Source organism: Anabaena sp. UHCC 0187 (assembly GCF_009712035.1).
In the GTDB taxonomy this organism is placed as follows: Bacteria; Cyanobacteriota; Cyanobacteriia; order Cyanobacteriales; family Nostocaceae; genus Dolichospermum.
The window spans coordinates 193,822-211,579 of record NZ_VILB01000014.1; the positions used below are offsets into that span (position 1 = coordinate 193,822).

The following is a 17,758-nucleotide window of genomic DNA, read 5'->3' on the forward strand; positions in this document are numbered from 1 at the left end:
CAGTTATGAGTAATGCACACAATCTATGCAACTAAGCCATGACGTAGCGCAAAAACTGCTGCTTGGGTACGGTCATCAGCACATAGTTTGTTCATAATACTGCGAACGTGTGTTTTTACAGTGCCAACTGTAATATAAAGTTTCACGGCAATTGCCGAATTATTACAACCCTCGACTATCAATTTTAACACTTCTAACTCCCTGTCTGTGAGGCTGTAGGGCTTAATATTTCCTTGACTTGCACTAAGTTTTAGAGCAGAATTTACCGAGATTGGATATAGATTTTGTTGTGCTTGTTCTAAAATAATCCGGGCAATCATCGGATCAATCCAAGGATTACCATCAGCAGTTACTCGTACAGCTTCCAGTAAATTATCAGACCGAATATCCTTCATACAGTAGGAATCTGCACCAGCATTAAAAGCGGCAAGTACGGATTCTTTGTTATCTTGCAATGTTAAGATTAATACTTTTATGTTTAATTGGCCATGAATAGTAGTCGCTTTAATCTTCCTGGTTACTTCAATACCATCTTGATCTGGTAAACCTATATCAACAATCGCAATATCTGGCTGTAGTTTTTTTAACATTATTAGCCCGTGATAGGCGTTGTTAGCCTCTCCCACTACTTCAATGTCGTCTTTTTGCTGTAAGGCTATACGAATACTGAGGCGAGTGAGGTCATGATCTTCAATAATAGCAATGCGGATTTTACTCATAGCCAAATTCTGCTAGACATAAAACAATATATAGCTTTTTGTGGATTAAGTCAGTAGTTACTCAAGAATAGTTTATTTAATTGCGATAACCAGACGCTGGATATGTAAGATTAGATGGTGTTGACTGATTAGGGGGTTGTATTCCATATCCCACTGGAGCGCTGGGGTTAACAACTACTGGAGTCACAGACTGGACAGAATAGGGATTATTTGGTATGGCAGAATTGACTGGAGATACACCAGATATAGGTAATCCTCCGGTTTGTGAAGTCTGAACACTATTAATATTAGGGTAAAGATTGGGCTGTTGATTTGTAACGGTTGGTTGAATATATCCCATATTATTACTAGGGAGTGAAACTGGATTGGGTAAGTTATTAGTTATAGGTATTGATGTGTTTGCACCATTGCTATAATTACTTGATTGTTTAATAGCTGTTTCTAAGGGATTGATTAAAACTGTACTTTCACTTCTTGAGTTTTGATCATTCAATGAAATATTAGTTAGTGCTGTGGTTCTTGGTAATGTAGTTAAAGGATTATAGCCTAAAAACTGACTATCAGAATCATTGCTACCGAACCGCAATAAATTGTCAGCTTGAGTTACGAAGGGGTTTTTCTCTATAGCTGGAGTAAAAGTTTTAGCGATATTACTCATATTTTTAGCTTGAGTATCCGCATTATTTTTCTTAATTACATCCTCTAAAAAGTTTTGATTATCTTTTGGAAGAGAAGGAGTTTGGGAATTTATTAAACTGACTGATAACGCAGCTTGATCAAAATCATTTAACAACACTGGTAAATTATCAATATCTGCGGCAATAGTTTTATCTTCATCTGATAATATTGAATCAGATTCAATCACGGGTTTCTCTGGGGTAATTTTTGAATTTTGTTGCTGACTCAGATCATCAGATTTTAATAAGTATCCCCAACTAATCATACCTACTAACAACATGAAAATACTTATTCCCCAAAAAGCCGATTGGCGGAAAAAAGATAACCTAGCTTGGAGGTAGCGTAAGTACGCGGGAGGATAGGGACGTTTTGACATAATCAGGTTATAGCTAATGGGTATTGGCACTCTCCAACTTGCTAATTTAATCCTAAGCTTTTCGGCTAGATTAGTCATTAGGAATACAGTATTCTTATTCAAAAATTTACATTACCTCTGGGCTACTCGTATTAATAAGAATAAGCCTGTTACCAATCCAAACAAGTTGGGCAACCAAGCACCAACTAATGGAGAAAATATACCAGCTTGTGCTAAAGCTCCAGAAACAGATAGTAGTAAGTAATAACTGAAAATCACAATCACACTAATACCAAAACTTGTCCCTCTCCCAGTGCGTTGAGGGATGCTACCCATAACTGAACCAACTAAGCCAAAAATTACACAGACAAAGGGAAAGGCGATTTTTTGCTGAATTCGTACTTGTAGTTTACGAATTTTTTGCACATTACCACCCAGACGTTCTATTTCTAGTTGTTCTAGGGCTTGGGAAATATTCATTTCCCCATAATCTCTGTTATTTTCAGCTAAGGTTAAGGGGGTACGAGGGAGTTGTAATTGCTGATGTTCAAATCGTAAAATATTCCGATATGAGCGATCAGTTGCTACTAAATAGATAGTACCATTGTAAAAATCCCAAACTTGTTTTTGACCGTTCCATTTAGCCGATTCAGAAACAACAATTTGATCAACTCCACCTCTAGAACGATCTATAATTGTTAAACCTTTCATTTCTTTGCCATCAAATTGGTCGGCATAAAATAAGCGAGAAAGTAGTTTACTTTTGCTACCATCTGCTAGTTTAATTTCTCGATATTCAGGATAATAAATATTTTGTTGTTTGAAGGAAGGTTGGTCTGATTTGAGGGCTTTTTGGAGGGTAATAGTGGCTTGATAATTTGCCGCAGGGGCAATTTGTTCATTAAATATATAAGTCATGATTGTAACTGCAAAACTTAAGACTACAGCAGTTAAAACCATGCGATAAACGCTGACTCCACACCCACGCAGAGCAATTAATTCACTTTCACTAGAAAGACGGCTATAGGTCATTAAAGTGGCTAACAAAGTGGACATGGGGAAGGAGTAAACCATGACATAAGGTAGCTTTAATAGGAAAATCTCTAAAGCAATGTTGAGTGGTAGCCCAGATTCTACAACTTTTCGTAATAATTCAAATAAACTATCAATTGCTAAAACTACAGAAGTAAATGCACCAACACCAAATAAAAATGGTGGAAGTAATTGGATTGCTAAGTAGCGATCCATGATCGAAAAGGAAAATATTGAAATTAAATTAGAGAAGGGTTTAAACTGTTTAGATATCATGATTATGTTTCGCGCAAAGACGCGAAGGAGCAAAGGCGCAAAGTTTAATATTTTGATAGCTTGCGTGACGTAGGCATATTTTTAAATTTCATATTTTAATTCATAAATGTCAATCTATAATGAGTTTAAACTGCGAAATTATCACCTAAATAGTATTGTCGTACCAAAGGGTTATGATAAAGTTCATCAGCATTACCAAAAGCGAGAATTTGCCCTTCGCGCATGATGTAAGCCCGATCTGTGATAGCGAGGGTTTCACGGACATTGTGATCTGTGATTAAAATGCCCATACCGCGATCGCGTAATTGCCCGACAATTGCCTGAATCTCAGACACAGCAATGGGATCAACCCCGGCAAAAGGTTCATCTAAGAACAGGAATTTTGGTCCATCTTTACCTGCGGCTAAAGCTCTAGCTAATTCCGTGCGTCGTCGTTCACCTCCAGAAAGTTGAATACCTTTGCTGTGAGCCACCTTTTCTAAGCGAAATTCCCGCAATAAAGTATGTAGTCGTTGTCCCCACTCCCTTCTGGGAACTTGAGTTTGCTCAAATACTAGCAGAATATTTTCTTGTACTGAAAGGTAACGAAATACACTAGCTTCTTGAGCTAAATAGCCAATACCTAATCTAGCCCGTTTGTGCATGGGAAAATTAGTAATATCAAAATTATCTAACCAGACTTTGCCCTGATTAGGTTTTTCTAAACCTGTGGCAATATAGAATGTTGTTGTTTTCCCCGCACCATTGGGACCGAGTAAACCGACAACTTCTCCTTGGCCAACAGAAAGGCTCACGCGATTAACAATTAATCGCTTACCGTAAGATTTGTGAATATTCTCTAAAACAATTTTCACTATGGGGTTTTGTCTAGATGTAAATGCTAATTAGAACGCTTCAGGGCTGGGGTTTTTGGGGCTGGTTTAGTAGTTTGTTGACTGGGATTAGAATCCTCGATCATGTATACAGATTCTACCTGACGGTTAGATTGGGGTAAGGCGATAAATTTACCTTCGTCAATTAAATAAGTAACTTTTTCAGCGCGAATACTATTGCTACCCTGTTGCAAAATGTACACATTGCCACTGAAATCAATCCGTCGTTCTTTACTAAAGTATTGTGCTTGTGCTGATGTGGCTTGAATTTGCCGAGCCGGATACACCATTTGCACATTACCGCGAGCAGTAATTACTTGGGTTTTAGCGTCATATTCTTGGCTATCAGAGCGGATAGTCAGGGGACGATTTCCCTTAGCAGATTGGGCTGTAGCCGTTGGTATTGGGGTGGGAAATACTACTGCACCCACCAGGAAAATCGGTAGTACCAAGGCTAAACCTAGGCAGCTTATCTGTGATTTTAGCAATTGATAGCGAGGTAGCATAAAAATTAGGGAATAGGGAACGGGGAACAGGGAACAGGAAATAGGGAAATAAAATATGAATCCTATAGCAAAAATGGACGGTTTTTTTTAACTTTAGTTTCGCTCTGCAAACCTTTGATCACAACTGGCAAAAATTTGTTGCTTGTTAATCAACTATCGAGTTTGACACACATACAAAAGATTAATCAAATTAATCACAAAAATCATCTAAATCCTAAAAATCATAGTTTGGACAGGGAAATACTGGGTAAAAGCCGAGTTTGATTTTCCGTCAATTCACTCATTGCCATTGGTTCTAGGCTTTCTTGCTGTAGTGTTTTTAACAAATCTACACTTTGAGTAAATAATTCTTCCACATTAATACCGCCGTAACTGGGTAAATAACGCCTCAGACGATTGCTACCTTCTCCTAAAAGAATCATTGCCCCTCTTTGGTTACGATTACCCAGATGATACAGTCCGACAGCAATTTGGAGAATACCTTGATAAAAAGTTTTATCTGGTTCGATACTATCGATCCAGAGTGCTTCGAGAATGTCATGACAAGCATAGAACTGTCCAGCATTGAACTGTTCTATGCCTTGCCAAAATTCTTCAGGCATGATTTCACTCATCCCATACTATCCCGAACTTCTTTGATAGTGTCGAGAGAGATTTCTTGTTTGTCGCAGGAAAACTCATTATCAGGGGTGAGGAATAGCATACAGTGACATTCTTTGCGTTCGCGCATGGGTACGCAAGGACAGTTCCAAAAGGCGGCGCTAACTTCGGCTTCTTTATCTTCGTAGTGACGACAAGGACATAAAGGCGCACCGAGTTCGTCTTTGTGCTTGGCTAGTCCTTCGATGACAACTGCGGTAACGGAAGGTTCAGAACAGAAGTATGTTCCAGTCCGTTTGGCATATTGTTCGGAAAAATGCCGCATTGCTTCTAGGCTTTTATCGCTGGATTTTGAATTCACTTCTGATGTAACCATTGGCTGTGCTGTTTATAAATTTAAATGTTTCTTTGCATTGTACATCACGCTCAGTGTGAGAAATCACCTCAAAATAAACTCAGAGCTTTTTGTAATTGAGGTTGTAGTTCTTGTTCGTTTTGGATGATGATACCGGGATATTCTCGATTAATGACAGTTTCTGTGGGTGAAGCTGGATTTTGCCACAACACCCAACGACTACCCAGGGGTAAAGAAGATGTGGTGAAGGAGTTTTGTGTTAACCAAATTAAGGGACAGTTATCTGGTGGTAAACTGTTTTTTTCTGTAGGGTTGGTAGCTGCTAAGGTTTCCAGCACCGAGATATTGCCTGTAATTAAACCTGTGGCTGCTGTCCATAGTTGCACTTGCAGTTTTTGCTGTTGGGCATAAAAATACAAGGAGGCAGCGGCAATTACGGCTTGTTCAAATAATTCTTGTTCCCATTTGAAAGAACTATCTATGGCAATAATAAGTTCTTGTCCTCCGGTAATCACTTCCAATTCCCGAACTCGTAATTCTCCATAACGGGCGCTAGTCCGCCAATGAATTAACCGAGTCGGATCACCTATGCGGTAGGGACGCAGCGATCGCACTAATCCCGTTGTGGCCATCTGTAAGGGTTTACCGCGAGGATCTCCCCGTTGGCTGTCATCTTGTCCGATTTCATCAATTAAAGGGCAAGTGGTGAGGGGTAAGACGGTAGGATAAACTATTGCCCTAGCTTCACACTGACGGGGACGACGACACCAAAATAAACCCCAGGGCGCACCTGTGGCTAATTCTACTGTGTGCCAGCGATAAACTCCTCGCTGTTGGGTAGGGTGATAATAGATCCAGTGGTAACTATCCTGTGGTGGAATTGCTTCAATGCCTTGGTGGACTGGTTGACCAAGAATAAATGGGAGAATGTCCCTAACTTGCAATAAACTCCCAGGCTGTTTTCTGTGATTGTGAACTTCTATTTCAATTTTGAGATCATCACCGGCGGTGACTGGTTCTATAGGACGACGTTTGACAATTATACCCACCAGCGATCGCGGTGCCACAAAACCGGATACACCCAAAAGAGCAAAACTGACTCCACTAATGACATATAGCCAGCCAGCCATGGTATTAATCCCTGCACCCAAATAACACACAGAAATTCCCGCTAACACCCAACCACCATAAGCAGGTGCAGCAGCATGGGTTTCCAGCCAATTGTTGATTTTTTTGGTAATTTTCATCTTTCTTTTTTAACTTAATTTGGGAAAGAGGGAACAGGGAACAGGCAAGAGGCAAAAGAGCATAAATTTGTTTAATAATGATTAAGGATTGCTATATATAAAAATTCCCTGTAATCTATTGCCACTGACAACGGACAACTGACCACTGACAACCAACAACTAACAATATGGTTTATCCCGTTATTTGGCGCAATAATTCAGTCTCACTAATTGATCAAACTCGTCTACCTAATGAATATACAGTGGTGGAGATTCACCGCAGTGAAGATATGGCACAAGCCATTACAACTATGATTGTGAGAGGTGCGCCGGCGATTGGGGTGGCTGCGGCCTATGGAATGTATTTGGGTGCAAGGGAAATTGAAACAAGCGATAGCGAAGCGCTGCTGCAAGCAGATCGCCACGAGTTTTTAACTAAACTGGAAACAGTAGCTAATTTATTGCGTTCTACCCGTCCCACGGCGGTAAATTTGTTTTGGGCAATTGGCAGAATGATGCAAACGGCTTATGAAACCGTGGGAACAGTTGCCGAAATTCAACAAGCTCTTTTAGCAACTGCCCAAAAGATTAATGCCGAAGATTTGCAAACTTGTCAAGCTATCGGTGATCATGGTTTAGCCGCATTACCGAAAAGCCCCGACAAACTAATTATACTCACTCATTGTAATGCTGGGGCTTTAGCCACCGCTGGTTATGGTACAGCTTTAGGTGTAGTGCGTTCTGCGTGGAAAGAAGGACGGTTGGCAAGAGTCTATGCAGATGAAACCCGTCCCCGGTTACAAGGGGCAAAACTCACCGCCTGGGAATGTGTCCAAGAAGGAATTCCGGTAACAGTAATTACCGATAATATGGCCGCCCACTGCATGAAACAAGGTTTAATTGATGCTGTAGTTGTGGGCGCTGATAGAATTGCCGCTAATGGTGATGCTGCTAATAAAATCGGGACTTATAGTTTAGCTATTGTGGCCAAAGCCCATAATATTCCTTTCTTTGTAGCTGCACCTTTATCTACAGTAGATTTTCAATTAACCGATGGTAGTCAAATTCCTATTGAAGAACGTCACCCAGCGGAAATATATCAAATAGGTGAAACTATCCTCACCCCTCCAGGTGTGGAATTTTATAACCCGGCTTTTGATGTCACACCTGCGGATTTAATTACCGCCATTATTACGGAAAATGGTGCTTTTCCTCCTGGTGATTTATTAAAGGCTAAAGAAAAATAAATACCTGCTTTTTTCTCGTTCCCATACTCTGTATGGGAATGAATTCTAGAACGCAGATAAACGCAGATAAACGCGGATGAAGAAATACAGATTAATTTTTTTTAATTTTTAATTCCTACCCATTGGGTAACAGGAGACATGGATTTCCAACCCAAAAATTTACCAATAGGTTCTGCGCGTTGAATAGCAATGCGGGTAAAGTTCCCTCCCACTTTTTCATACCATTGATATAATCTTTGTTCACCTTCCAAAGTCACAACATTAACCACCATTCTGCCTCCAGGAAGTAACACATTCCAACAATTTTCTAATATTTCCGGTGCTGTGACACCACCACCAATAAAAATCGCGTTTGGTGTGGGTAAATTCTGGATAACTTCTAAGGCTTTCCCGGCAATAATTTGTAAATTCGGTGTTCCCAAAGCAGCGGCATTATCAGCTATATAATTTAGTCTAGTGGAATTTTGTTCAATAGCGATCGCTCGACATCTTCTATCACTCCGCAACCATTCTATGGAAATAGAACCACAACCAGCCCCCAGATCCCAAAGCAATTCCCCCGGTAAAGGTGCTAAACTCGATAAAGTCACCGCTCGTATTTCCCGTTTAGTTAATTGTCCATCATGATGAAAAGCATTATCAGGTAAACCGGGAAATCTTGATAAAGCGACTATTCCCTTATCTGGGACACATTCCACAGCAATAGTATTTAAAGCCGCGATCTTTCTTTCTTGCCAATTAGCACAAATATCTGTTATAATACTTTCATTAATATTACCCATTTTTTCTAAAATGGTAATTTGACTATTACCATAACCGCGACTTGTTAAAATTTCCGCCACATTAGCCGGAGTATTTTTTCCCGCACTTAAAATTAATAATTTCGCACCGGGATAAATATAAGATTGCAGTAAAGAAACTGGACGACCACATAAACTTAAAGTTTCCACCTCTGTTAATGACCAACCTAGTCGAGAACAAGCCAGACTAAAAGCGGAAGGTGCGGGAATAATTGTAATTTCCGAAATATTAATATCTTTAAGAATAGTTGCACCCACACCATAACATAGAGGGTCGCCACTAGCTAAAATACAAACTGCTTCACCCCGATAACTGATAATTTCGGTTATAGAAGTTTGAAAAGGTGATTTCCAGGAAATTTTTTTGCGGTTGTCGTCAGCGGGTAACATAGAAAGATGACGTTCCCCACCGAAAATAATTGTAGCTTTATCTAAACAAGAAACAGCTATGGGACTTAATCCCGCAATTCCATCTTCACCGATACCGATAATTGATAACCATTTTTTCATAATTTGCACAAAAAGCTAAAATGGTGTAAGCTGAAAGCAGTAAAATTCACAAAAAAATTTTTATATCATTGAGTAATTTCTGGTGTGGGGTAGCGGTTCAGAAATGATTGTAAATGGGGATGTTTAAATTTTGTAGTTTGGGAATTTTTCCTAATATAAATTATATTAACTTGTCTGAATCAGGATGTCCAGGATGAAAGGATGAACAGGATGAAAACAGGGACTTTATTACCAATTACCCATTATTAGTCTCAACTAGATAACTAGTAACTTGAGTTATTAATAATATTGATTATATAGCAATACCTTTGCCAAATTGAAAAAAGCCTTGATTCGTAGGTTAGTTTGCGTCAGCGTTGCAAAGCAATAGCAGGAAACTCAACAAATGCGTTGAGTTGTCAAGAAATGTCATAAAATGCAACAAATCTAATAACAATAGACAACATAAAAGTGACAAATAAAATCCTGTACATCCTAAAATCCTGGATATCCTGATTCAGACAATGTTTTTCCTAATTAATCAAAAAATACCATTTTGTGGTAAACTACTAAATCTTAGAGTTAGGAAACTTCGGTTCAATTCCGGGACTGTGCCGCAACTGTAAAGCAATTTAAGATAATTGGAATTTGACTAAAAATCCCAAATCCAAAATTGAGTAAGTCAGAATGCTAACTCTCAAGTGTTTACTTCCGTTCTGTCTCTGCGTCACACAGAGAAGGAGTTATAATTTTGCAAATTCCATTTACTGCTTGTCCAGGATTATTTTACAGCACACCCGCCCAAGATGGTCTGCTTTATCGGCTGAGAATACCAGGGGGAATAATTAATTATAACCAATTTCAGGCTATTGCAGATATCGCTGATAATTATGGTAGTGCCTATATTGATATTACTAACCGCGCTAATATTCAAATTAGAGAACTTAAACAAGGCATAAATATTGCAGTTCTAGAAAATTTACAAACATTAGGTTTAGCTTCTACCAATGCAAAAGTAGATCATATCCGCAATATCATGACTAATCCCACAGCGGGTATTGATACAGAAGAAATCATAGATACTCGTCCCCTCGTCAAAGCCTGGGAAGAATATATTACCGCACATTCTCACCTTTCCGAATTATCCGCAAAATTTAGCGTCTGCTTTGATGGTAGAGGCAAAGTTTCCGTAAGCGATCGCCCCAATGATATTATATTGGCAGCAGAATTAATTAACAGCAATGTATATTTGCGGTTATATCTCAGTTATGGAGAAAAAGGAGAACCAGCTAAAGACACAGGAATCTTATTAAAACCAGTCCAAACAATACAAGTCCTAGCAGCATTAGCAGAAACATACCTGAAACACATAGATACTAACAATCGTCGCAAACCACGCTTACGAGAAATAATCAATAACCTTACAGTTGAAGAATATCTTCACCAAGTCCAACAACACCAAAACCCCCATATACTTAACATTACAAAGACTCCTCTCCGTGCCTCTGCGCCTCTGCGAGAAAAAGCTCATATTGGTATTCATTCCCAACGTCAAACCGGATTATATTATATTGGCATAGTATTACCCTTGGGAAGATTAGAAACGTGGCAAATTAGAGGTTTAGCGAATATTGCCAAAAGATATAGTGATGATAATATCAGGTTAACACCTTGGCAAAACTTACTATTAACCGATATTCCTGAAAATAAAATTAGAGAAGTTGATCAAGAAATTACCAATTTAGGTTTAAACTCCTCACTAAGCAACATCAAAAGTTTTTTAGTGGCTTGTTCTGGGAAACGGGGTTGTGCTGCTGCGGCCACAGAAACGAAAGATGATGCCATAAACTTGGCAAAACACCTAGAAAGTCTTATGATTCTAGATTCTCCAGTGAATATCCACTTTAGTGGTTGCAGTAAATCTTGCGCTCAACACACTCAAGCTGATATTACCTTACTTGGTATTATTACAGAAACCCCCGGCTATCAAGTGTATGTTCTCGGTCATTTACTTTATGAATATGTGACTATAGCGAAAATTCCCACTTTGATTCAAAAAATGTTGGCAGTGTATCAAAAACAACGTCTAAGTTTACAAGAAACCTTTGGACAATTTATTGAGCGTCACAACCAGCAATTAAATCAATTATTTAAGTATTAATGCAAAATATATTTCACATTTCATTTGTCTGTATGCTTTATCCAATCAAGGATACAGAATGAAAAAATAGGAAATTAATATTGCACAGGTACTTATCTAATCATCTTAATCAAATAAATCACAAAAATCACAGTCCAATTTAACCTTTACAACCTAAAAATCTCATGTTTGATTACATCCGTGATGGTAGCGAAATATATCGTAATTCCTTTGAAATTATTCGGTCAGAGTCCAATCTGGAAAGATTCCCTGAAGATGTAGCAAAAGTTGCTGTTCGGATGATTCACGCCTGTGGAATGACGGATATTGTTGACGACGTAGAATATTCCTCCACAGCGGTAGAGGCAGGGAAAAAAGCCTTAGCAAACGGTGCGCCGATTTTGTGTGATTCTTACATGGTAGCCGAAGGTGTTACCAGAAAAAGATTACCCAAAAATAATAAAGTTCTCTGCACACTCAATGACCCAGAAGTGCCACAATTAGCCAAAAGATTAAGAAATACAAGATCAGCAGCGGCTTTAGAATTTTGGCGTTTCCATATCGAAGGGGCAATTGTGGTGATTGGGAATGCACCGACAGCCCTATTTAGGCTCTTGGAAATGCTGGACGAAGGCATCCCTAGACCAGCGTTAATATTGGGTTTTCCGGTTGGTTTCGTGGGTGCAGCCGAGTCAAAAGCCGCATTGGCCGCAGATAGCCGCAATGTACCATTTTTAACTTTACATGGCAGACGGGGCGGAAGTGCGATTGCTGCTGCTGCTGTTAACGCCCTAGCCAGTGAGGAAGAGTAATGACTAACTCTGGAGGTCGTCTTTATGGAATTGGTGTGGGACCTGGAGACCCCGAACTCATCACCTTAAAAGCCTTACGTCTCCTCCGTTCTGCTCCAGTTATTGCTTATCAATCAGCTACGGACAAAGAAAGTATCGCCAGGAAAATCGTTTCCCCATATCTTGCTGGTAATCAAATCGAGGTGCTATTTCATCTCCCTCGCGCCTTAGAACCGGAAAAGGCTAAATCTATCTATGACCAAGAAACTCAACCCATTGCTGACCATTTAGCCGCCGGTCGGGATGTGGTGGTTCTCTGCGAAGGAGATCCGTTTTTCTACGGCTCATTCATGTACCTTTTTACCCGTCTAGCTGATAAGTATAAAACAGAAGTCGTCCCCGGAGTTTCTTCACTCATGGCCTGTCCTGTCGCCTTGGGTTTACCATTTACCTATTACAATGATATACTCACGGTTTTACCCGCACCACTACCAATAGAAGTTCTCACTAACCAACTTCTAGCTACTGATGCTGCGGCCATTATGAAACTTGGTCGTCATTTTCCGAAAATTAGGAATCTTCTCCATGAATTAGGACTGGCTTCACGGGCTAGATACATTGAACGGGCTACAAGCACACAACAGCGGATATTACCCCTTGATGAAGTGAACCCAGAGGATGTACCTTATTTTTCCATGATTATCATCCCCACTAAAAATAAGTTGTAGTTTTCTCAACCAGGATTTAAGGATTTAAGGATTTACGGTTACTGAACGGAGTCGAAGTACAGGATTAATAACTTCTATGAACATAAGGGTAGCCCCTGCTGTTGTGGTATTGAGTCAAAATAGCGTTACAGTGGGGCGGAAAATTACAAATGTTTTACCAGGTGCGAAACTATATGGTTTAGTTAAACGTACTGATGATGTTGATATTAGCTTTACTAATTTTGGTGAAACTGTGCGAGAATTATTCGCCGCTGGTACACCAATAATTGGTATTTGTGCGGCTGGTATTCTTATTAGAACAATTGCACCTTTGCTAACTGATAAAGGACAAGAACCGCCGATTTTAGCTGTAGCGGAAGATGGAAGTGCTGTAGTTCCGCTTTTGGGTGGTTTAGGTGGCGTAAATGATTTGGCGCGTCAAGTCGGGTCAGCACTAAATATCAAACCAGCAATTACCACCACAGGAGATATCCGCTTTCATACGGCTTTGTTGTCTCCTCCCGCTGGATATCATTTAGCTAACCCAGAACATGGAAAAAAATTTATTGCTGATTTATTAGCGGGGTTAAAAGTAAAGTTAGAGGGAACAGCACCTTGGTTAACTGAGAGTAACTTACCTCTTGATGAAAATGGTGAGTTAACTATTCAAGTTACCGAAAATTTGGGCAATGCTGACACTAATTGCTTAGTTTATCATCCGGCTAAGATAGCGATCGCTATAAGCAACCCAGAACCAAACACAATTAGCCAAATTCACCAAATCCTTGCAGAATCTAATTTAGCACCTGCCGCAGTGGCGGGCATATTTGCACCGCTGCACCTGGCGAATAATTCCCAACTTCACTCTGTAGCTAAGGCTTTGGGAGTTCCTACCCGCTTCTTTCCCGAAACTGAATTAACACAATTAGTCTTAGCTGCTATAGGTGCAGATGCTCAAATTGTATCATCTTCATTTGCCTCGATTGCCGTTGCCATTTCCACTCAAATTATCAACCCCGCTACCATAGGACAAACCCAGGGAAAATTAGTTATTATTGGTACAGGACCAGGTGCATCTCAATGGATGTCACCGCAGGTAAAGGAAATTCTGGCATTAGCAACGGATTTAGTGGGTTATAAGACCTATATTAATCTAATTGGTTCCCTGGCGGCTGGTAAGCGCGTCCATGAATCAGATAATCGAGTAGAAGCAGAAAGGGCTTATCAGGCGTTAGAGTTGGCAGCAGCGGGAAAATATGTAGTAGTTGTATCTTCAGGCGACCCCGGTATTTACGCAATGGCGGCGGCAGTTTTTGAGGTTTTAGACCAATATAATAAACCAGAATGGCAAACAATTGATATTCAAGTCGCCCCTGGTATTTCTGCTATGCAAGCCGCAGCAGCCAGGATTGGTGCGCCTTTGGGACATGATTTTTGTGTGATTTCCCTATCTGATATTTTGAAGCCTTGGGAAATTATCGCCCAACGCATTACCGCTGCGGCTGCAAGTGATTTTGTCATTGCTTTCTATAATCCTGTATCAAAAGAACGGACTTGGCAACTAGCCGCCGCAAAAAAGATTTTACTAGAACACCGCAAACCTCATACCCCAGTTGTCTTAGGACGAAATTTAGGCAGAAAGGGAGAAGAAGTCAAGGTGATTACCTTAGAAGAGTTAGAACCGACATTAGCAGATATGCGAACTGTGATTATTATCGGTTCTTCTCATACTCGAAAAATCCAGCAGGAGAATAATGTTTGGGTTTATACTTCCCGCCGATATAACTCTCAGGAATGATGTTTTTTATATTAAAAATAATATCCTTTAACCTTTGGGAATTTGCATTTGATATTAAGATATAATGCACTTAATTATGTCTAGTTTATATCTGAAAAAGACTTGATTTTTCTATTCTCATCATTAACAATAAAAGCATCATGTTCCAGACATGATTGTAGCCAATAAAAGTGACAGAAGCCCTGACAATGTCCGCTCTTGCGGACATTTTACTTATTAAAAATTATTGAGATAATTCTTACTTTTCGTCAACTTAACCCTATAGAAACGATGACAATGCTTTTTTGCTATATAATTCAAAAGCGGATCATGAAAAATCCCAAATAATATCAATTATAATCAAATAAAAGGCGAGTAACCCCGCCCAGATAAATCTATTTATCTCATGCTTTTTTCAAATTGGTGTACTATTGATTTTGCAAACTTGTAATCCCAAGTTGTCATAATATCAATAACTACCAGCCCAAGTTATCCATTTATGAGATAACCCTATGTGCAAAATTTCTCCCGTCATTTCCAACTCAGTTATGGTTGTTGTTGTTAAATCAACACCCATAAATTCGGCTTCATTGATATTACTATCAATTAAATTGGCTTTATGGAGATTTGCACCTGTAAAGTCAGCACCACTCATTTCTGCTTGATTGAGATTTGCACCTACTAAGTTTGCTGAAGTTAAATTTGCAGTTCGCAAATCAGCACGACTGAGGTTAGTTTTTTTGAGGCTGACTCTAGTTAAATCAGCACCAATTAAATTAACTTCACTTAAGTTTGCATTTTCTAAATTTGCTCTACTTAAATCAGCATTAGTTAAATTTGCTCTACTAAGATTACAATCGCTTAAATTTGCTCTACTGAGATCCGCACCGCTTAAATCTGCTGCTTCTAAATTTATTCCTCTCAAATCAACATGATTTAACTTAGCTTGGTGCAGATTTATGCCAGAAAAATTCCTTTCTCCTGATTTATATGACTTCAGGAGTTTTTTAGTGTCCATTATTCCACCTCATTATCTCTACAGGTGAGTTATTGCACTTCTCAAACCACAGACAATTACTTGAGTTTTTAGCGATCAAAATTTTAGCTAAAAATCGTATATCCATTATACTCTGATTAAGAAACTAATTAAACAAACGTTACAATTTAATGACAGCTAATTTAATATCTAATTCCCCTTCTGACTTTATCACCGCCTTATCCCGTACTGCTACTGCGTACCGGGAAGGAAATCAAGTTCTCTCCGCTGAATTAGTAGTAAATGCCTTGTTAGCAGCGGAAAAAACCGCAAAGCTGCAAAAATTAAATTATCCCTTTGAATCTTTAGGTGGTAAATGGCGACTTTGTTTTGCTACTGGTACTAAAAAAGTCCAAAACCGGGGCGGAATTATCTTAGGTAAAGGTTGGTATGTCCCAAAATTTACGAAAATTCATCTTTGCTTTAGTCCCACAGAAGAACAGGAATTAGGAAAAGGAGAAATTGCCAATCAAGTGCAACTGGGAGCAATTTTATTAAAATTAACAGGGCCAATCAAATATTTAGGAAAAAAGAATTTATTGGCCTTTGATTTTATCCAAATGCAAATTAGTTTATTTACTTGGATGTTTGTGAATAAACAGATTCGTTCTGGCAAAATTAAAAGTGGGAATTTTGATGATCAACCCATAGCTAAACTACCATTTTTTGCTTTCTTTTTAGTTACCGAAGATTTAATTGCTGCCCGTGGACGTGGTGGCGGTTTAGCACTTTGGATTAGAGATAATTAATCCTTTTTGTCAGATATAAATCCTAAAAAAGATGTAAAAGTGCAAGTATGCCGTAGGCATACATCTCTTCATTCTCTACCTCTGTGTCCTCTGTGCCTCTGCGGTTCGTTAAATTCTTATTTTCATTACCCACCACCTTTAATTCAAAATTCCTAAAAGTGACTTTTCAACTTCTTGACTGACTAATTTATTGCCTAGAGAATTAACATGAATATGGTCTTGATAAAGACTTTTAGGATCAGATTGTGTTTGAAAAATGGGGAGAAAATCTAGATAAGTAATTTGATTGACTTTGACAAAATCACTTAACCGCTGACGGGCAATAATTTCATAATCACGAGAACCTGATTCACCAAGCTCTCGTAATAGGGGAGTTAGAGCTATAATTAATTGACAATTATGAGTTTGAGTTAAAGTTTTAATATTACCAATTGCGTCGAGAATAATGGCAACTCTATCACCTCCCTCATTATTTAAGACGTGCATTTCGGGAATTGGCTGTTGCTTAAAAGCATAGCGTTGTAATACTTCCACAATTGCCAAAGGTGGTTTATGATCTGGATAATTGCGATCGCGTCCTACAGGTAAAGAAGTAGGTGCAGTTCCAAATAAATCATCAGTATTAATCAGTAATACCACCACCTTGGCGTTAAAAGTCCCAAACCTTTGTAAATAGGCTAATTCATTGCGAGGACTCCAGGAGTTAGCAGAAGCATTTAATACTTCAACTTTTTGAGTGTGACTCTTAGATCCTAAAGAATTCATCAGCAAACTAGAAATAGTCTTGTCCTGATCTGTCCACCAACCACCATTAGCGATAGAATCTCCTAAAAGGAGAATTCGTAGAGTTGAAGGTGATGGTAATTTTTGGATAGTTGCACTTCGCATGGAATATTGATTAATTTCAATCCGATTCCCAAAGCGTTTGGTGCGTTGATTCGGTGCTAATAAATAGCCAATTTTCTCATCCTTGACATAAATCAGGGGATTTCCAAAACCAAATAGCGATCGCAATCCTAACTCTATCGCTAACAATAATCCTACCACCATAGTCAAAATAATGATTATTACTGCTTTCACCTGACCATATCTCCAGAATGCCACAGTATTAAATTACACTAATTTCCCCAATCACCGCAAAAATGAATAAATATTTCGATTCCTAGTTCTCTGTGAAAAAACTCACCGTTGCAAAACTCAAAGAAAATCATAAGAAGAATTTAACACCATCTGCCAACAGAAAGACTAAAATCAGAACGGACAGATTAGCCCTGTAATCAAGGAGGCTTAGAAAACAATGTCCGACTTAAATCGCGGAATCATGAAATTTGAAGGTGCCGATTCACCAAAACTGATCACTATCTCCACGGTGGTACTTTTAGGATCAATTGCTGGCCTTATTC

The 17,758-nt window shown here is 39.0% G+C and carries 17 protein-coding genes; 6 read left to right on the forward strand and 11 right to left on the reverse strand.

All coding sequences use genetic code 11. The annotated features are described in order from the left end of the window. Positions 1 to 23: 23 nt before the first annotated feature. The 8 genes from FJR11_RS17390 to FJR11_RS17425 all read right to left on the reverse strand — a co-directional run bounded on the left by FJR11_RS17390 (position 24) and on the right by FJR11_RS17425 (position 6,640). The gene (locus FJR11_RS17390; protein ID WP_168505903.1) at positions 24 to 719 is read right to left on the reverse strand and encodes a response regulator transcription factor; all 696 of its coding nucleotides are present in this window, start codon (positions 717 to 719) and stop codon (positions 24 to 26) included. A gap of 76 nt (positions 720 to 795) precedes the next feature. Beyond that, positions 796 to 1,851 (reverse strand): hypothetical protein, encoded by a 1,056-nt coding sequence (locus FJR11_RS17395; RefSeq protein ID WP_217358241.1) that lies wholly within the window; start codon positions 1,849 to 1,851, stop codon positions 796 to 798. Between the two features lie 33 nt (positions 1,852 to 1,884). Next, positions 1,885 to 3,000: an LptF/LptG family permease gene (locus tag FJR11_RS17400; RefSeq protein ID WP_168505907.1), complete on the reverse strand. Its 1,116-nt coding sequence runs from the start codon at positions 2,998 to 3,000 to the stop codon at positions 1,885 to 1,887. A gap of 185 nt (positions 3,001 to 3,185) precedes the next feature. Then, the gene (gene lptB, locus FJR11_RS17405; protein ID WP_168505909.1) at positions 3,186 to 3,914 is read right to left on the reverse strand and encodes an LPS export ABC transporter ATP-binding protein; all 729 of its coding nucleotides are present in this window, start codon (positions 3,912 to 3,914) and stop codon (positions 3,186 to 3,188) included. A gap of 26 nt (positions 3,915 to 3,940) precedes the next feature. Continuing rightward, a complete protein-coding gene (locus FJR11_RS17410) occupies positions 3,941 to 4,438 on the reverse strand; it encodes an LptA/OstA family protein (protein WP_168505911.1) in 498 nt (165 codons plus the stop codon). A gap of 221 nt (positions 4,439 to 4,659) precedes the next feature. Next, positions 4,660 to 5,052, reverse strand: coding sequence for a DUF309 domain-containing protein (locus tag FJR11_RS17415; RefSeq protein ID WP_168505913.1), 393 nt, complete (start codon positions 5,050 to 5,052; stop codon positions 4,660 to 4,662). Beyond that, a complete protein-coding gene (locus FJR11_RS17420; protein ID WP_168505915.1) occupies positions 5,049 to 5,414 on the reverse strand; it encodes a ferredoxin thioredoxin reductase catalytic beta subunit in 366 nt (121 codons plus the stop codon). Before FJR11_RS17420 ends, FJR11_RS17415 begins: the two co-directional genes overlap by 4 nt. Positions 5,415 to 5,482: 68 nt before the next feature. Then, positions 5,483 to 6,640, reverse strand: coding sequence for a DUF58 domain-containing protein (locus tag FJR11_RS17425; RefSeq protein ID WP_168505917.1), 1,158 nt, complete (start codon positions 6,638 to 6,640; stop codon positions 5,483 to 5,485). Between the two features lie 167 nt (positions 6,641 to 6,807). Here FJR11_RS17425 and mtnA point away from each other — a divergent pair, with 167 nt between their 5' ends. Continuing rightward, entirely contained in the window at positions 6,808 to 7,866 is a 1,059-nt protein-coding gene (mtnA, locus tag FJR11_RS17430) for an S-methyl-5-thioribose-1-phosphate isomerase (protein ID WP_168505919.1), read from the forward strand. Between the two features lie 101 nt (positions 7,867 to 7,967). On the opposite strand, the gene cbiE is transcribed toward mtnA, so the two are convergent. Then, positions 7,968 to 9,176: a precorrin-6y C5,15-methyltransferase (decarboxylating) subunit CbiE gene (gene cbiE / locus FJR11_RS17435; RefSeq protein ID WP_168505921.1), complete on the reverse strand. Its 1,209-nt coding sequence runs from the start codon at positions 9,174 to 9,176 to the stop codon at positions 7,968 to 7,970. A 730-nt stretch (positions 9,177 to 9,906) separates the two neighbouring features. On the opposite strand from cbiE, the gene cobG reads away from it, so the two are divergent. The 4 genes from cobG (at position 9,907) to cobJ (ending at position 14,591) form a co-directional block, all read left to right on the forward strand. Continuing rightward, entirely contained in the window at positions 9,907 to 11,316 is a 1,410-nt protein-coding gene (cobG, locus tag FJR11_RS17440) for a precorrin-3B synthase (protein ID WP_168505923.1), read from the forward strand. Positions 11,317 to 11,480: 164 nt separating this feature from the next. Beyond that, positions 11,481 to 12,107, forward strand: a complete 627-nt coding sequence (locus FJR11_RS17445) for a precorrin-8X methylmutase (protein ID WP_168505925.1) — start codon at positions 11,481 to 11,483, stop codon at positions 12,105 to 12,107. Beyond that, positions 12,107 to 12,814 (forward strand): precorrin-2 C(20)-methyltransferase, encoded by a 708-nt coding sequence (locus FJR11_RS17450; protein WP_168505927.1) that lies wholly within the window; start codon positions 12,107 to 12,109, stop codon positions 12,812 to 12,814. Before FJR11_RS17445 ends, FJR11_RS17450 begins: the two co-directional genes overlap by 1 nt. Positions 12,815 to 12,890: 76 nt before the next feature. Beyond that, positions 12,891 to 14,591 (forward strand): precorrin-3B C(17)-methyltransferase, encoded by a 1,701-nt coding sequence (gene cobJ, locus FJR11_RS17455; RefSeq protein ID WP_168505929.1) that lies wholly within the window; start codon positions 12,891 to 12,893, stop codon positions 14,589 to 14,591. A gap of 448 nt (positions 14,592 to 15,039) precedes the next feature. Here cobJ and FJR11_RS17460 read toward each other — a convergent pair whose 3' ends face one another. Continuing rightward, on the reverse strand, positions 15,040 to 15,588 hold the full coding sequence (locus FJR11_RS17460) for a pentapeptide repeat-containing protein (protein ID WP_168505931.1): 549 nt from the start codon (positions 15,586 to 15,588) through the stop codon (positions 15,040 to 15,042). A 149-nt stretch (positions 15,589 to 15,737) separates the two neighbouring features. Between FJR11_RS17460 and FJR11_RS17465 the strand changes: the two genes are divergently transcribed. Further along, the gene (locus tag FJR11_RS17465) at positions 15,738 to 16,355 is read left to right on the forward strand and encodes a hypothetical protein (RefSeq protein WP_168505933.1); all 618 of its coding nucleotides are present in this window, start codon (positions 15,738 to 15,740) and stop codon (positions 16,353 to 16,355) included. 138 nt (positions 16,356 to 16,493) lie between these two features. Here the strand turns inward: FJR11_RS17465 and FJR11_RS17470 are convergent, their stop codons facing one another. Then, on the reverse strand, positions 16,494 to 17,435 hold the full coding sequence (locus FJR11_RS17470) for an SGNH/GDSL hydrolase family protein (RefSeq protein ID WP_168505935.1): 942 nt from the start codon (positions 17,433 to 17,435) through the stop codon (positions 16,494 to 16,496). Between the last annotated feature and the right edge of the window lie 323 nt (positions 17,436 to 17,758).